Source organism: Segatella albensis DSM 11370 = JCM 12258 (assembly GCF_000426565.1).
GTDB classification, from domain to species: Bacteria; Bacteroidota; Bacteroidia; order Bacteroidales; family Bacteroidaceae; genus Prevotella; species Prevotella albensis.
The window spans coordinates 20,617-35,705 of the sequence record NZ_AUFP01000018.1 but is presented as its reverse complement, the minus strand read 5'-3'; the positions used below and the strand labels follow the sequence as shown (position 1 = coordinate 35,705).

Annotated in this window: 16 protein-coding genes; 5 read left to right on the top strand and 11 right to left on the bottom strand. The window is 42.1% G+C overall.

Annotation, left to right across the window (positions count from 1 at the left end):
- Nucleotides 1-379 precede the first annotated feature (379 nt).
- From K333_RS0108725 to efp, 5 genes are all read right to left on the bottom strand, one after another.
- Nucleotides 380-1,147 (bottom strand): UDP-2,3-diacylglucosamine diphosphatase, encoded by a 768-nt coding sequence (locus tag K333_RS0108725; protein WP_027452578.1) that lies wholly within the window; start codon nt 1,145-1,147, stop codon nt 380-382.
- Between the two features lie 6 nt (nt 1,148-1,153).
- Nucleotides 1,154-1,474: a metal-sulfur cluster assembly factor gene (locus tag K333_RS0108720; RefSeq protein ID WP_024990468.1), complete on the bottom strand. Its 321-nt coding sequence runs from the start codon at nt 1,472-1,474 to the stop codon at nt 1,154-1,156.
- Between the two features lie 63 nt (nt 1,475-1,537).
- A complete protein-coding gene (radC, locus tag K333_RS0108715) occupies nt 1,538-2,227 on the bottom strand; it encodes a RadC family protein (protein WP_024990467.1) in 690 nt (229 codons plus the stop codon).
- Nucleotides 2,227-3,261, bottom strand: a complete 1,035-nt coding sequence (locus K333_RS0108710) for a glycosyltransferase (RefSeq protein WP_027452577.1) — start codon at nt 3,259-3,261, stop codon at nt 2,227-2,229. Before K333_RS0108710 ends, radC begins: the two co-directional genes overlap by 1 nt.
- A 72-nt stretch (nt 3,262-3,333) precedes the next feature.
- Nucleotides 3,334-3,900, bottom strand: coding sequence for an elongation factor P (efp, locus tag K333_RS0108705; protein WP_024990466.1), 567 nt, complete (start codon nt 3,898-3,900; stop codon nt 3,334-3,336).
- Between the two features lie 266 nt (nt 3,901-4,166).
- Between efp and rpmH the strand changes: the two genes are divergently transcribed.
- The 5 genes from rpmH to K333_RS0108680 all read left to right on the top strand — a co-directional run bounded on the left by rpmH (nt 4,167) and on the right by K333_RS0108680 (nt 8,389).
- Nucleotides 4,167-4,322, top strand: a complete 156-nt coding sequence (gene rpmH, locus K333_RS0108700) for a 50S ribosomal protein L34 (protein ID WP_004378018.1) — start codon at nt 4,167-4,169, stop codon at nt 4,320-4,322.
- A gap of 130 nt (nt 4,323-4,452) precedes the next feature.
- Nucleotides 4,453-5,157 carry a PASTA domain-containing protein gene (locus tag K333_RS0108695; protein ID WP_024990465.1) on the top strand — a complete coding sequence of 235 codons (705 nt, stop codon included), beginning with the start codon at nt 4,453-4,455 and terminating at the stop codon, nt 5,155-5,157.
- Nucleotides 5,157-6,224 carry an RluA family pseudouridine synthase gene (locus K333_RS0108690; RefSeq protein ID WP_024990464.1) on the top strand — a complete coding sequence of 356 codons (1,068 nt, stop codon included), beginning with the start codon at nt 5,157-5,159 and terminating at the stop codon, nt 6,222-6,224. Before K333_RS0108695 ends, K333_RS0108690 begins: the two co-directional genes overlap by 1 nt.
- Nucleotides 6,225-6,241: 17 nt before the next feature.
- Nucleotides 6,242-7,234, top strand: a complete 993-nt coding sequence (locus tag K333_RS0108685; RefSeq protein WP_024990463.1) for a D-alanine--D-alanine ligase — start codon at nt 6,242-6,244, stop codon at nt 7,232-7,234.
- A gap of 6 nt (nt 7,235-7,240) precedes the next feature.
- Nucleotides 7,241-8,389: a 1-acyl-sn-glycerol-3-phosphate acyltransferase gene (locus K333_RS0108680; protein WP_024990462.1), complete on the top strand. Its 1,149-nt coding sequence runs from the start codon at nt 7,241-7,243 to the stop codon at nt 8,387-8,389.
- 133 nt (nt 8,390-8,522) lie between these two features.
- Here K333_RS0108680 and K333_RS0108675 read toward each other — a convergent pair whose 3' ends face one another.
- The 6 genes from K333_RS0108675 to K333_RS0108650 all read right to left on the bottom strand — a co-directional run bounded on the left by K333_RS0108675 (nt 8,523) and on the right by K333_RS0108650 (nt 15,084).
- On the bottom strand, nt 8,523-9,485 hold the full coding sequence (locus K333_RS0108675) for a Rossmann-fold NAD(P)-binding domain-containing protein (RefSeq protein WP_024990461.1): 963 nt from the start codon (nt 9,483-9,485) through the stop codon (nt 8,523-8,525).
- Nucleotides 9,486-9,496: 11 nt separating this feature from the next.
- Nucleotides 9,497-10,744 carry a glutamate-5-semialdehyde dehydrogenase gene (locus tag K333_RS0108670; protein WP_024990460.1) on the bottom strand — a complete coding sequence of 416 codons (1,248 nt, stop codon included), beginning with the start codon at nt 10,742-10,744 and terminating at the stop codon, nt 9,497-9,499.
- Between the two features lies 1 nt (nt 10,745).
- Complete coding sequence (gene proB, locus K333_RS0108665; protein WP_024990459.1) at nt 10,746-11,816, bottom strand: glutamate 5-kinase; 1,071 nt, start codon at nt 11,814-11,816, stop codon at nt 10,746-10,748.
- 82 nt (nt 11,817-11,898) lie between these two features.
- On the bottom strand, nt 11,899-13,575 hold the full coding sequence (locus K333_RS0108660) for an AMP-binding protein (protein WP_024990458.1): 1,677 nt from the start codon (nt 13,573-13,575) through the stop codon (nt 11,899-11,901).
- 14 nt (nt 13,576-13,589) lie between these two features.
- Nucleotides 13,590-14,144, bottom strand: coding sequence for a helix-turn-helix domain-containing protein (locus tag K333_RS0108655; protein ID WP_024990457.1), 555 nt, complete (start codon nt 14,142-14,144; stop codon nt 13,590-13,592).
- 154 nt (nt 14,145-14,298) lie between these two features.
- Nucleotides 14,299-15,084, bottom strand: coding sequence for a pyrroline-5-carboxylate reductase family protein (locus K333_RS0108650; protein ID WP_024990456.1), 786 nt, complete (start codon nt 15,082-15,084; stop codon nt 14,299-14,301).
- Nucleotides 15,085-15,089 lie beyond the last annotated feature (5 nt).

Genomic DNA, 15,089 nt, shown 5'->3' with positions numbered 1-15,089 from the left:
ATATATATATATTTATATATTATACTCTCTTTTTCACATTTTTCTCAGCCTTGATAAAAAACTGATTAACTGAATAACTGATTACTGATTACATATCACGTTGAGATGGGCTGATTTGTTCCTCGAATCACCCGCTGGAATCGCAGATTAAGCGATTTTCACCTCGCCATCCCCCAATTATAGAAATGGCAGCAACTTTGTAAAGTGCTGATATATAGCATTTTGCAGAATGTTGACTTTCAACATCCGTTTTTTTTGATTCACTTTTCAAAATTTCTCCGTACCTTTGCAGCCGTCAACGTTGATAAGGCCTGCAGAGAGCTCCGAAAGACAAAGCGCGCTGTCTCGAAGAAATCTCGAAAGACCTTCGGATGAAAAATCATGGATTCGTCTCTCCCTCGACGTATTGCTCCATGAACATGTTCTCGCCATCAAAGACGGCGTAAGTAAACTGCCAAATCCAGTCTCCGAGAATCAACATCTGTGCTTTGCGAGAAAGCATCAATCGGAGTTCTATATGTCGATGTCCATAGATGAAATAGTCGATGTTGTCGTGGCTCTTGAGGTAGTTCTTGGTGAACGTCACCAGAAATTCCTTGTCTTCGCCCAAATATGGAACCTCCCTGCCATCCATTCGCTTCAGTCTGCTATGCTTAGCCCAGTTTAAGCCTAAGGCCATTCCCCAGCGAGGATGTATGGAGTTGAAGAACTTCTGACAAGTGCGGTTGTGAAAAATCTTTCTCAGCAACTTAAACTTGTTGTCAGGGTCGCCAAGCCCATCACCATGAGCGAGGAAGAAAATCTTGCCATAAATCTCGGTAGTGATAGGTTTACGATGGACGATAAGTCCGCATTCCTTCTCCAGATAACCATAAGTCCAGATGTCGTGATTACCGGTAAAGAAATGCACCTCGATGCCCCTGTCTGTAAGTTCGGAAAGTTTGCCGAGGAAGCGAGTGTAACCTTTGGGAACAACATATTTGTACTCATTCCAGAAGTCGAACATGTCGCCCAAGAGATAAATCGCAGATGCTTTTTCCTTGATAGAATCAAGAAATCTCACCAGTCTGCGTTCTTGTGTTCGTCCATGCTCAATGGCGAGTGAGCCCAGATGAGCATCGCTTAAGAAATAAACATTCTTTCCCATATTCTTCTATTCGAAACCCAATTCTATTTTTGCCTCTTCGCTCATCATGCTCTGATCCCATGCAGGTTCAAAGACCAAGTTTACGTTGGCTGATGTCACACCTTGTACGCTTTCCACCTTAGTTCTTACATCTTCGAGGATGAAGTCGGCAGCAGGGCATGAAGGGGCCGTGAATGTCATGTCGATGTCAACGGCACCATCTTCCTTCACATCGATCTTATAGATCATACCGAGATTCCAGATGTCCACAGGGATTTCAGGGTCGTAAACAGTTTTCAGCACATCAACGATGCGTTCTTCTATTTTTGTTTTTTCTTCTTGTGTCATTGTATCTTTTTGTTGCAAAGATAGTAATTAATTCTTAAATCGTTAGATAATCAGCATGATTTTTCATATTCGCTCACTTTCGCGATAACTATAATATTGTCCATCGGTGATGATGATGTGGTCGAGAAAGTGAATTCGCATCACTGTGCACGCCCTCTGTATTGTGTTGGTGAGTCTGTCATCAGCCTTGCTTGGGAGATTATTGCCACTTGGGTGGTTGTGGCATACAGCGAGTACGGTGGCATTGTTGAGTACAGCCTCGCGCATGATGATGCGAATATCGACGGCAGTTTCCGTGATACCCCCATGTGAAAGTTTCTCAGCTTTGATCAACTGGAGATGATGATTTAGATATAGGGCATAGAACTCCTCGACATCGAGGTCTTGCATGCGCGGGTGCATATAATTATATATGGCTGTGGCAGTATTGATATTTGGACGCTCGATAGCCTTTTCAATAGCACGCCTTTTGCCCAGTTCGCAGGCAGCGAGGATGGTGATAGCTTTAGCAGGCCCCATACCATGATATGTGGTCAGTTCGTCAATAGACATTTTCCCCAAAGCGTTCAGATTATTGTCGCAGTCTTTCAATATCCGCTTCATCAGGTCGACGGCACTTTCTCTGTCCGACCCCGATCCGATCAATATAGCGAGCAGTTCGGCATTACTTAGATGTTCAGCCCCCAGTTCTGCTAGTTTTTCTCTTGGCCGGTCTTCTTCGGCCCACTCATTGATATTAAGTTTACCAGTCATTATTTATAGAATGTTTTCTCGAAAGCACTGAATTCGTCTTTTCCGAGAATACATCTTTTCCACCAAGATTCCAAGAATCCCAAGCCATAGCCTATGAGTTGGATGAAAGCTGAAGCAATAGACAATACACCAATCTTTACATTTTTGTTAGATAGGGTAGAGTCAGAAAAGATAATAAGGGCATAAAGGAAAATAGGTATCCATGGCATAGCACAGAGGCCCAACCATTGTTTGGTGTCGCATACCATGAGAATGAAACCTATCAGGGAGATTAATATCAGAAGAATCGTTCCTACGGTGAAAACCATCGGTAGCAGATGCACGAGCTTCAAGCTCTCCGGATATTTCTTATACAGGTTGATTCGGGCAATACCACTGTTGTACACCTGACGGAAGAATTTCGTGAAGTCGGTGCGACGCTTATGGAAGACCCAAGCTTTCGGAAACAGACGGCATCGGTATCCCGCCTTGAAGATTCTGATACTAAAGTCGATGTCTTCACCAAAACGCATCTTGGAGAATCCCCCCAGACGAGTGTACACATCTTTGCGAATACCCATATTGAAAGAACGAGGATAGAATTTATCCAGTTTTTTCTTTCCGCCACGGATACCACCTGTGGTGAAGAATGATGTCATCGAATAAGATATAGCTTTCTGCGTGTCGGTGAAGGAATCGTGTGCTCTGTCAGGACCACCAAAGGCATCTGCAGGTTCGTGCCCCAGTTCTTCATCGATAGCTCGAATATAATTTTCCGGTAGCACGACGTCGCTATCCAGAATCAGAAGATATTCTCCCTGAGCACGTTCTGCGCCATAGTTACGACTCTGCCCAGGACCAGAATTCTCCTTATAATAATAATGAATATCCAATATGCTCTCATATTTCTTGCAAATGTCGGAACATGGTTTTGACGAGCCGTCTTCTACAATAATAACTTCGAAGTTGCTGACACTCTGATGGGTTAAACTTTCAAGTAACTCATCAACCTCGTCGGGACGATTGAATACAGGAACAATGATGGAGAATTTCATTATGTTTTAGATTAAAATAGGAAGGGACGGATTTTAGAATATCCGTCCCTACTTATGTGTTGTAAATAAGAATTATTCAGAAACACGACCAAGGTAGCTACCATCGCGAGTATCAACCTGGATAGTCTCGCCCTCGTTGATGAACAAAGGAACGCGAACCTCAACACCAGTCTCGAGAGTAGCAGGTTTTGTAGCGTTAGTTGCTGTGTTACCCTTAACGCCAGGCTCGCTGGCAGTAATCTTAAGAGTAGTCTTAACAGGCATCTCGGCAGAAAGGATAGTACCGTCAGAAGTATCAGTAACAACATCAACGACATCACCTTCCTTCATGAAAGCAACACCGGTGATCTGCTCCTTAGCGATAGGAATCTGCTCGAAAGTTTCCTGGTTCATGAAGATATAGCCAGTAGAATCTTCGTAAAGATACTGATAAGGACGATGCTCAACGCGAACGTCTTCGAGCTTGAAGCCAACCTGGAAAGTACGATCAAGTACACGGCCATCGGCAACGTTCTTAAGCTTAGTGTTCATTACGGTGTTACCCTTACCTGGTTTACGGTGCTGGAAGTCGATGCATTTCCAGATGCCACCATCCATACGGATACATGTTCCGATTTTAATTTCCTGTGAATTAATCATTTTGTTTATCTTGATTTTTAAATTTATTCTTGTCTGCTAAAATGCAACATAAAAACGTGTTATGTCACTTTTGCGGGTGCAAAGTTACTGCAAAATTGCCAAAAATCAAAGAGATTATCGAAAAAAACACTAATAATTAAGCTAAAAACTCGCAAAAACTTTGTTATTTCGAAAATTATCCGTAATTTTGCAGCCTGTAAACCGCAAAAGTGGCTCTTGTCATCACTTAGGGTAAATCGAATAATAACAATAAATAATATAAGAAAATGAAAAGAACATTTCAGCCTCACAATCGTCGTCGCGTGAACAAGCATGGTTTCCGTGAGCGTATGGCAACAAAGAATGGCCGTCGTGTTTTGGCATCTCGTCGTGCACATGGTCGTAAGAAATTAACAGTTTCTGACGAGAACCACGGTAAGTAATTATTGTGTAGTTCCGTCGTCGGATAAAGGAACTAGAAGCAGCAAGGAGTATTCTTTGCTGCTTTTTGTTTGCTTTTTATTTTGTATTTTACCCGATTTGCACTATCTTTGTGCAAAAATAAAAGGATAGATGACGTCATCGGAATTTATAAGTAAGTTTAAAAGCAAGTATCTATGGGGTAACCTGGCTGCTATGACTATGGTCGTTGTACTGCTTTGTACGGCCGTGAAGTATGGTATTGACATCTATACGCATCATGGAGAAGCTATCCCTATACCTAATATATTACACAAGTCGTATGCTGATGCTGAGCATATCCTGGATGATGCCGATCTGAAGATGGTTGTCACCGATACAGGTTATGTCAAGAATTTGCCGCCTGATTGCATTCTGGAACAGTCGCCAGCTCCTGGCGTTAAGGTGAAGGCGGGTCATGTGATCTATGTGACTATAAACTCAGACCATTCGCCTACGATTACAATCCCTGACGTTATCGACAACAGTTCTTTGCGCGAGGCTATCGCAAAACTCTCTGCGATGGGATTCAAGTTGGGGCCACCTCAATATATTCCGGGTGAGGCCGATTGGGTATATGGCATTCTAGTTCGTGGCAAGCATGTCGTAGCCGGTGATAAGGTATCGGTAGAAGAGACTCTGATTATTCAGGTGGGAAATGGACAACGTTCAGCTTCTGACTCAGTGGATTATATCGATCCAGCTTCTCCTATAAACGAGGAAAACTCCGGTGACTTGGATGACTTCGAAGAGGTAACGGGTCCGGAATCTGAATCAGAGAGTCGTTCTTCGCATAATCAAGAAGATGTATTAGAATAATGTTAGAGGAAAAATTAAATCAAGATATTTTGGACGATGACGATGAACAGCAGCTCTATGAGCACTGGAAGATTGTCGTTGACGCAGGGCAAGCACCTGTACGTATAGACAAGTTTTTGGCCGAAAAAAATCCTTATCAGAGTCGTAACCGCATACAGAATGCGGCTGATGCAGGTTTTATCCATGTGAACGGAAAACCGGTGAAGAGTAATTATAAGGTACGTCCGGAGGATGAAATCACATTGATGCTCGATCGACCAAAGCATGACACGAGTATCGTGGCAGAGGACATCCCATTGAATGTTGTCTATGAAGATGATGATGTCATGGTTGTCAACAAAGAAGCCGGTATGGTGGTGCATCCTGGAGCAGGTAATTTTACCGGTACCCTGATCAATGCCATTGCCTATTATCTGAGAGATTTAAAAACCTTTGATGCCAATAATCCAGAAGTTGGACTTGTGCATCGTATAGATAAAGATACGAGTGGACTGCTTGTGGTGGCAAAGACACCGGAAGCCAAGACATCGTTGGGAAAACAATTTTTCAATAAGACGACTCATCGTAGTTACAATGCCTTGGTGTGGGGCAACATGGTAGAAGATGAGGGAAGAATAGAAGGAAATATCGCCCGCGACCCCAAGAACCGATTGCGCATGAAAGTCTTTTCTCCAGAAAGTGGTATCGGAAAGTCAGCCGTCACGCATTATCGTGTTATCGAGCGATTCGGTTATGTGACACTCATCGAGTGTATCTTGGAAACGGGACGCACGCATCAGATTCGTGCCCACATGAAGCATATCGGTCATCCGCTCTTTGCCGATGAAACGTATGGAGGTATGGAAATACTGAGAGGTCAGCGCAGTAGTGCGTATAAGGCTTTCATCCAGAACTGTTTTAAGCTCTGTCCCCGTCAGGCGCTTCATGCCAAGACGTTAGGATTTGTACATCCATGCACGGGCAAGCAGATGGATTTCACCAGTGAATGGCCTGCAGATTTTGCAGCGTTGATAGAGAAGTGGCGTGGTTTTATCAAGGGCACCACGTTGGACACATTTGAAAGTTAAATATATTATATATAACAATGGAAACAAAAAGAAATATTGCCATCGTTTGTGGTGGCGATTCTTCAGAGCACGATGTTTCTCTGCGCTCTGGTCAGGGACTATACTCTTTCTTTGATAAAGAGCGTTACAATGTTTATTTGGTAGATGTAAAAGGTACCGATTGGCATGTCAATCTTGATAATGGTGATATTGCAGAAATCGAAAAGAATGATTTCTCGTTCAAGTTGAATGGTAAATCAGTATTCTTTGATTATGCATATATTACAATCCATGGACAGCCAGGAGAGAATGGCGTAATGCAAGGTTACTTTGATTTGATACATTTGCCATATTCAACAAGTGGCGTTCTGGTTGAGGCTATGACCTTCGATAAGTTCGTTCTCAATAATTATCTTCGCGGTTTTGGTGTCAAGGTAGCAGATAGCATACTATTGCGTCGCGGTGAAGACTACGATCCAGAGGCTATAGAAAAGCGTCTCGGTATGCCTTGCTTTGTGAAACCAGCTGCCGATGGTTCTAGTTTTGGTGTGAGCAAGGTAAAGAATGCCGATCAGTTGGCCCCAGCTCTTCGTGTAGCATTCATGGAGAGCGACGAGGTGATGATCGAAGGTTTCTTGGATGGAACGGAGATATCTCAGGGCATCTATAAAACAGCCGATAAGACTGTGGTTTTGCCAGCTACGGAAGTCGTTACCGAGAATGAGTTCTTTGATTATGATGCAAAATACAATGGACAGGTGAAGGAGATTACTCCAGCTCGCTTGAATCCTGATACGGCAGCAAAGGTGGCTGAGCAGACCAGCAAGATTTATGATATTCTCCATGCCAATGGTATCATCCGTATTGATTATATTATCTCTAAAGACAAGGAGGGTAATGATGTTATCAATATGCTGGAAATCAATACCACCCCAGGTATGACCGCTACAAGTTTCATTCCTCAGCAGGTTCGTGCTGCAGGTCTTGATATCAAGGAAGTGTTAAGTGATATTGTAGAAAACCAATTCTAAAGGCTTATGAAAGTACCAGAAGAATTCGATGAGATTCGTCCTTGGGAACCGGAAGATCTTCCTGAGGTATATGAACGCTTATTGAAAAATGAGCAGTTCAAGCAAGTGGTGAATTATCTGTATCCGCAAGTACCTTTCGAAGCTATTGCTCAGAAACTTCGTTCTTGCAAGACCAATATGGAATTCCAGTTGGCTTTCTCTTATGAGTTTGTCGGCAATTTGATGGATAAGGCTGCCCGCGGTTATGAGTTGGATGCCACTTCGCTCGATCATTCACGTAATTATACTTTTATCAGTAACCATCGTGATATCGTTCTTGATTCGGCTATTCTGGACAAATTGCTTGTAGATGATAAGTTTACTACAACTTGTGAAATAGCTATTGGTGACAATCTGTTGTCGCTGCCTTGGGTAAAGGATTTGGTTCGTGTGAACAAAGCATTTATTGTTCAGCGAGGACTTCCAATGCGCCAGATGCTGATGGCAAGTAAGCGCCTTTCTGAGTATATGCATTTCTCTATCAACGAGAAGAAGGAGAATATTTGGATAGCTCAGCGCGAGGGACGTGCAAAGGATAGCGATGATCGTACCCAAGAGGCTATTCTTAAGATGATGACGATGGGCGGAAAGGGTAGTGTTATCGATCGTCTCATTGATTTGCATCTGGTACCTCTTTCTATTTCTTATGAATATGACCCTTGCGATTTCTTGAAGGCTCGCGAGTTCCAGTTGAAACGTGATGTAGAAGGATGGAAGAAGGGACCTACTGATGATATTGTCAGTATGCAGACGGGTATCTTGGGCTTTAAGGGACATGTGCATTATCATGCTGCCGCATGTCTTGATGATTTCTTGAGAAGTCTTGACCCGGAAATGCCAAAGACAGACCTGTATCGTGTAGTGGCTGAACATATCGATTATGAAATACATTCGAATTATCGTTTGTATCCAGGTAATTATGTAGCCCTTGATGAACTGAATGGTAATTCTCAGTATACTTCAGAGTATACGGCAGAACAGAAGAAACTGTTTGACGGTTATATAGACGGTCAGTTGGCTAAGATTGACATTGAGAACAAAGATACAGACTTCCTTCGTAAGAGTATGCTTGCGATGTATGCAAATCCTGTTCGTAACTATTTGGCAACGAAATAATCGTTTCGATAATATATCGGGCACTATATATAATAAGGTGACTAAGCTATAGCTTAATCACCTTATTTCTTATTATTAATATGTCATGAATGGATTAAATCAAGATATATCGCATTCATGTTAAATCTAATGATTAGAGACTTTCGAGCATCCGTTTGATGACAACTTCTGCTGAAATCTCACGATTGGCAGCTTCTGGAATTACCAGACTATGATCGCTTTCTATGACATCGTCAGTAACGATCAGTCCACGGCGTACAGGCAAGCAATGTAAGAAGTAACCATTGTTGGTCCATGACATATGCTCAGTGTCAATAGTCCAACTCATATCTTTACTGAGGATCTTTCCATAGTCATCCTTATTGACAACACCAGGGCAACTCCAATTCTTTGCATATACGAAATCTGCGCCTTCCAAGGCCTTCTTTTGGTCGTATTCTACAGTTGCATCACCTACAAACTTTGGATCGAGTTCATAGCCATGAGGATGTGTGATAACGAAATCGACATCCGCAGCGTTCATCCATTGTGCAAAGGAATTAGGTACTGCTTGTGGCAAAGCTCTACAGTGAGGTGCCCAACTCATCACAACCTTAGGTCGCTTAGTTTGTTTATGTTCCTCGATGGTGATAAGGTCTGCAAAAGCCTGTAGCGGGTGTACTGTGGCTGTTTCCATGGCAAAAACGGGACGACCGCTATATTTGACGAATTGATTGACGATAGTCTCGGCATAATCATATTCACGATCGGTTAAACCAGCGAAACTTCTTACACCGATAAGGTCACAGAAACTACCCATGACAGGGATTGCCTCTAAGAGGTGCTCGCTCTTGTCGCCATCCATGATGACACCACGCTCGGTTTCCAGTTTCCAAGCACCAGCGTTAACGTCAAGTACAATGACGTTCATGCCTAGATTCATAGCAGCCTTCTGTGTGCTTAGGCGTGTACGCAAGCTATTATTAAAGAATATCATCAACAAGGTCTTGTTCTTGCCAAGATCTTGATATGCAAAACGATTTTTCTTCACTTCCTGTGCTTCGGCGAGAGCTGTAGTCAAGTCGCCGAGGTCTTCTACGTTAAAGAATGTCTTCATACGATTATTATTTATTTCCTTATTTGTCCGTTTCCTTGTATCAACCATTTGTATGTGGTGATTTCTTCTAGTGCCATAGGTCCTCTTGCACCTAATTTCTGGGTGCTTATTCCAATCTCTGCCCCTAATCCGAACTGTGCACCATCTGTGAAACTTGTAGGTGCATTCACGTAGACACATGCAGCATCTACGCGTTGCTCGAATAATTGGGCTTTGAGTTTGTCATTTGTGATGATGGCTTCACTGTGTCCAGAACCATATTGCTGAATATGATTGAGCGCCTCCTCTATGCTGTCGACAGTTCGTATAGCCATCTTATAATCCATATATTCAGTACCGAAACTGTCAGAAGAAGCATGCTCAAGCAGACTATTGGGATATTTCCCGTATAACGCAGCAAAGGCACGCTCATCTGCATAAAGGGTTACCTTGTTCTCAGTCAAAGGTTTGCATACCTGATATAAATAAGGTAGTTGTGCGGAATGAACGATCAAACAGTCTAGAGCATTGCATACACTTACTCTTCTTGTCTTTGCGTTGTTGATGATTCGGGCAGCCATATCAATGTCACCGTCTTCATCCAAATAAGTGTTTACCACTCCGGCACCAGTTTCTATGCAAGGTACTTTTGCATGATCTCGTACAAAGTCGATAAGTTTTCGTCCACCGCGTGGTATAACCAAGTCGACATAACCTACGGCATTCAGCATTTCCCCTGTAGCCTCATGGGTAGCAGGAAGAAGTTCTACAATATGCTCGTTGATACCATATTTCTTGAGTACATCCTTAATAATGTTTACTCCTGCATGATTACTGTTGTCAGCATCCTTACCACCTTTCAAGATACAGGCATTTCCAGTTTTAAAGCAAAGAGAGAATACGTCGAAGGTTACATTAGGGCGAGCCTCATATATCATGCCGATAACTCCAAAAGGCACACTTACACGTTGTAGATGTAGTCCATTATCTAAAGTCTTTTCTTTTAGAATGCGACCTAAAGGAGAAGGCAACTTACTGACGTTTATCATGTCAGAAGCAATGTCCTTCAGACGGTTTTCTGTAAGTTGCAGTCTGTCGTATAATGGGTTACTGGAATCCATTCGTGCTAAGTCGGCAAGGTTAGCTTTCAGAAGTTCATCCTGATGTTCTAATATGGATTCAGCTACAGCTTGTAGAATTTCATTTCTACGTTTATCGTCCACGGAAGTAAGTTCATAACTTGCTTCTTTTGTTCTTTTGAAAATCTCCTTTAGTTCCATATTATTCCATATAAAGATAGTCGTAATGAATCAATGGCTTTATGTCATGAACACCGATAAGCTTTCGTGCCTCGTCCGATGAATATCCACTTCTGCCCACAGCAATGGTTTGTCCATGTGCATCCTCTATGTTTATGATGTCACCTTCTTCGAAATCTCCATCTATCGAGGTGACACCTACCAAAAGTAGACTTACAGCCTTATCACCCTTTAGTGCTTCTTCAGCCTTCGCGTTGATATGTACAATACCTTTAGCAAAACTCTCGCTATGAGCAATCCATTTCTTGACTTGAGAAGTAGGGGAAGGGTTTGGGCGAAATTCGGTGTGCATAGTCTCCTGTGACTTTGTTACCAAATCAATTAAAATATTTGAAGTCTTACCATTGGCAATAATCACTTTAATGCCCTCTTCGGCTACTTTGCGTGCGATATTGGTTTTTGTTATCATTCCTCCTCGACCAAAACCGCTCTTGGAGTCCTGAATATATTCTCCTAAGTCACGATCATAGTTTACCATAGGGATAACCCGAGATTTAGGGTCTTTAGGGTCTCCGTTGTAAATACCATCAACGTTACTGAGGATAATTAAAGCGTTGGCCCCCATCATAGAAGCCACCAAACCTGCCAATTCATCGTTATCTGTGAACATCAATTCTGTTACGCTCACAGTATCGTTCTCATTGACAATAGGGATAACACCATTCTCAAGCATTACAGTCATGCAAGCTCGTTGATTTAAATATTCCCCTCTAGTAGAGAAACTCTCTTTCATCGTAAGAACTTGTCCGATGTGGACATCATATTCTCGGAAGAGATCATAGTAAAGACCGATAAGTTTTACCTGGCCAAGTGCAGAGAATAATTGTCTTTGTTCTACACTATCGAGTTTATGGTTAACCTTTAATTCATCACGACCACTAGCCATAGCACCTGAAGATACAAGAATTACTTCATAGCCATGATTCTTCAACCAAACAATTTGGTCAACGATAGCCGACATTCTTGTAACATCAAGTTTGCCGTCATCTCGGGTAAGCACATTGCTTCCTACCTTTACTACAATACGTTTCATCTCTCTTATATGTTTATTAGTGGTATGTGGATTCCCTTTGTTTTAAGGGTGTGCAGACCTATTCAGTCTGCACATACCATTATTATTTCTTAGAATCATTTTCACGAATTTCTACTCGTCGGATTTTACCGGAAATCGTTTTTGGTAATTCATCGACAAATTCGATAACTCGTGGATATTTGTAAGGTGCTGTCACATGCTTCACATGATTTTGCAACTCCTTTATCAAGTCAGGTCCGGCTTTAGGCTTGTAGCTATCAGCTAAAACCACAGTTGCTTTAACTACCATGCCTCGGATTGGGTCTGGAACACCTGTGATTGCACATTCAATAACAGCAGGATGAGTCATTAGTGCATTTTCTACTTCGAAAGGCCCAATGCGATATCCCGAACTCTTGATGACATCATCTGTGCGGCCTACAAACCAGAAATAGCCATCTTCATCTCTCCAAGCCATATCTCCAGTATGGTAGATACCATCATGCCAAGCTTCATGAGTCTTCTCGTTATCTCTGTAGTAGCCTTTGAACAGACCTATAGGCTTGTTATTGATAGTGCTGATACAAATCTCACCTTTTTCGCCATCCTCGCACTTCGTGCCATCAGGACGGAGCAGAAGAACATCATATTGAGGATTAGCCTTTCCCATACTTCCTGGCTTTGGTGTAATCCAAGGGAATGTTCCTAAAGTCATTGTGGTCTCAGTCTGGCCAAATCCTTCATAGATATGAATACCCGTTCTCTTGAAGAAAGTATTTTCAACGGATGGATTCATGGCTTCACCTGCCGTTGTGCAATATTGTAGATTGCTAAGGTCATATTTGCTGAAGTCTTCAAGAATCATGAAACGATATATGGTAGGAGGAGCACAGAATGATGTGACATGGTATTTCTCCATAGCTCGCATAATCTTCTCAGCTGTAAACTTCTCGTGGTCATAAACAAATACGGTCGCACCAGCAAACCATTGGCCATAGAGCTTTCCCCAAACAGCTTTTCCCCAACCTGTATCAGCAACGGTGAGATGGATACTATGTTCATTCAGATTGTGCCAGAAAACACCTGTTGTGAGATGTCCCAGAGCATAAAGATAATCGTGAGCTACCATTTTCGGTTCACCGCTTGTTCCACTGGTGAAATACATGAGCATGGTATCGTCATTATCGTTTACATTGTTTGGACGGTGAAATTCCGGGGCTGCAGCCCATTCTTTATGCCAGTCGTGGAATCCTTCAGGTATAGCTTTGTCAGCTTCTATCATAGAGTTGACAGCCACTAAGATTTTAACGGTAGGACTTGCTGGCATGGCCTCATGAATCTGTGTAGTGACATATTCATCGTTACAGCAGATAATAGCCTTAACGCTGGCCCTTTTATTTCTATATTCGATATCCTTAGAAGTAAGCATATGAGTAGCAGGAATAGCTATTGCTCCGATTTTGCAGAGTCCCATCATGCTCAACCACCACTGATAGTGGCGTTTCAGAATCAACATTACTTTATCGCCACGATTGATTCCCAGACTTTGGAAATATGCAGCAGTACGGTCTGTTTGTTCCTTAAATTCCTTAAAGGTTGTTTTTACCTCTTCGCCTCTTTCACTGGTCCATAGTAATGCAACCTTGTTAGGTTGTTCCTTGGCCCATTCATCCATAACATCGTACGCGAAATTAAAATTTTCGGGAACGATAAACTGCAGATTCTTTTTGAAGTCTTCCTCTGAAGAAAATTTAGTCTGCTTTAAAAATCTTTCTATCATAAGTCTAGTTTTATTTAGATAACAATGCAAAGGAATGTGGCAGGTTTACCTTCCAATGCTCGCATACAATGTGGGTGACGTGCATCAAAATAGATGCTGTCTCCTTGAGATAATGTTAATACTTTATCCTCTATGGTTATTTCCAGTACACCACTCAGGATGAAATCATACTCCTGACCATCATGGGTGTTCTTAGAATGGTTTTTGTCACCAGGTAATGGATCTACCTGAGCAAGGAAAGGGTCAACCTTTCTTCCTCTGAATCCACTGGCAAGACTTTGGTATTTGTAGTCATTACCTTTATCAATTTCCAGTCCCTGACCGTTGCGGGTGAGGTAATAGCTACTCATGCGAGGTTCTTCTCCGAAAAGAAGCACATCGAGGTCGATACCATATTTTTTGGAAATCTTACTGAGTCTGTAGACAGAAGGATCTGCTTCTCCAGCCTCAATTTTAAGATAATGTTCCAAGGAAATGTCACAAAGTTCAGCAACTTCCTCGGCAGGTATGTCGAGAACCTCGCGTAAACCTTTTAGTCTTTCCCCAATCTGTTTGATTGATTCTTCCATAATTTTATTCGTTTTTTTCGTTCCAAAAATACAAAATAATTTCTTATTTGTTTTATGGGTATCGCCTTTTTATTTTTTGTAATCTAAATAAAAATAAAAATGCTGCACATTATGTTTTGATGTGTGCAGCATTTTGTAAAGTATTGTGAGAATTTTATTTCAATCCTGCTTTCAATCCTTCTATTACTGCATTTGAAAAACCGTTTTTTTCCATGGTATTTAATCCCTTGATTGTTAGTCCGCCTGGTGTCGTCACCTGATCAATGGCAGTTTCGGGATGCATTCCTGTTGTTTGTAACAACTCGACAGCTCCTTTTAAGGTCTGTAATACGATCTCTTTAGCAATATCGGCTTTGAACCCTAATTCTACACCACCTTCAGAAGCTGCTCTGACATATCTCATGGCATAAGCTATTCCACAACTGGCGAGGGTAGTACCTGCTCCGAGGTGTGTTTCGTCCGTGATGAGGCTCTTTCCTAAATCATCGAAGACTTCTTTGACGATGGAGGTCTGTTTGTGGCTTGCTCCACACGGAACAATGAAGGTCATAGAAGCCTTTTGGGCTATGGCAATATTTGGAATAACCTGGAACAATACGGGCTTCTGACCATTTTTGTCAAGCCAACTAAATAAAGTGTCAGCCTTGATAGCAGCTGCCATGTTGATGATGATCTGATGGTTGTAGTCGATACTATCTTTGATTTCATTGATTACCTGTTCTACTAACCATGGCTTTACAACGATAGCAATGATATCAGCATCTTTTATAGCTTCGATATTATTCGTCGTTGTATTCGCTCCTAAATTAGAGAAACGTTGCAATTTGTCTTTGTGGGGGTTGGCAATAGTAATGTCAGAAGGATTGAAGATACTACCTTTTAACAATCCCTCAGCGAAACTTCCGCCCATGGCACCAGCTCCTATTATGGCTATTTTCATCTTTT

Excerpts from the sequence above, each read along its gene's own strand:
- K333_RS0108725 (WP_027452578.1), bottom strand. The coding sequence starts at position 1,147 with ATGGGAAAGAATGTTTATTTCTTAAGCGATGCTCATCTGGGCTCACTC.
- K333_RS0108720 (WP_024990468.1), bottom strand. The coding sequence starts at position 1,474 with ATGACACAAGAAGAAAAAACAAAAATAGAAGAACGCATCGTTGATGTG.
- radC (WP_024990467.1), bottom strand. The coding sequence starts at position 2,227 with ATGACTGGTAAACTTAATATCAATGAGTGGGCCGAAGAAGACCGGCCA.
- K333_RS0108710 (WP_027452577.1), bottom strand. The coding sequence starts at position 3,261 with ATGAAATTCTCCATCATTGTTCCTGTATTCAATCGTCCCGACGAGGTT.
- efp (WP_024990466.1), bottom strand. The coding sequence starts at position 3,900 with ATGATTAATTCACAGGAAATTAAAATCGGAACATGTATCCGTATGGAT.
- rpmH (WP_004378018.1), top strand. The coding sequence starts at position 4,167 with ATGAAAAGAACATTTCAGCCTCACAATCGTCGTCGCGTGAACAAGCAT.
- K333_RS0108695 (WP_024990465.1), top strand. The coding sequence starts at position 4,453 with ATGACGTCATCGGAATTTATAAGTAAGTTTAAAAGCAAGTATCTATGG.
- K333_RS0108690 (WP_024990464.1), top strand. The coding sequence starts at position 5,157 with ATGTTAGAGGAAAAATTAAATCAAGATATTTTGGACGATGACGATGAA.
- K333_RS0108685 (WP_024990463.1), top strand. The coding sequence starts at position 6,242 with ATGGAAACAAAAAGAAATATTGCCATCGTTTGTGGTGGCGATTCTTCA.
- K333_RS0108680 (WP_024990462.1), top strand. The coding sequence starts at position 7,241 with ATGAAAGTACCAGAAGAATTCGATGAGATTCGTCCTTGGGAACCGGAA.
- K333_RS0108675 (WP_024990461.1), bottom strand. The coding sequence starts at position 9,485 with ATGAAGACATTCTTTAACGTAGAAGACCTCGGCGACTTGACTACAGCT.
- K333_RS0108670 (WP_024990460.1), bottom strand. The coding sequence starts at position 10,744 with ATGGAACTAAAGGAGATTTTCAAAAGAACAAAAGAAGCAAGTTATGAA.
- proB (WP_024990459.1), bottom strand. The coding sequence starts at position 11,816 with ATGAAACGTATTGTAGTAAAGGTAGGAAGCAATGTGCTTACCCGAGAT.
- K333_RS0108660 (WP_024990458.1), bottom strand. The coding sequence starts at position 13,575 with ATGATAGAAAGATTTTTAAAGCAGACTAAATTTTCTTCAGAGGAAGAC.
- K333_RS0108655 (WP_024990457.1), bottom strand. The coding sequence starts at position 14,144 with ATGGAAGAATCAATCAAACAGATTGGGGAAAGACTAAAAGGTTTACGC.
- K333_RS0108650 (WP_024990456.1), bottom strand. The coding sequence starts at position 15,084 with ATGAAAATAGCCATAATAGGAGCTGGTGCCATGGGCGGAAGTTTCGCT.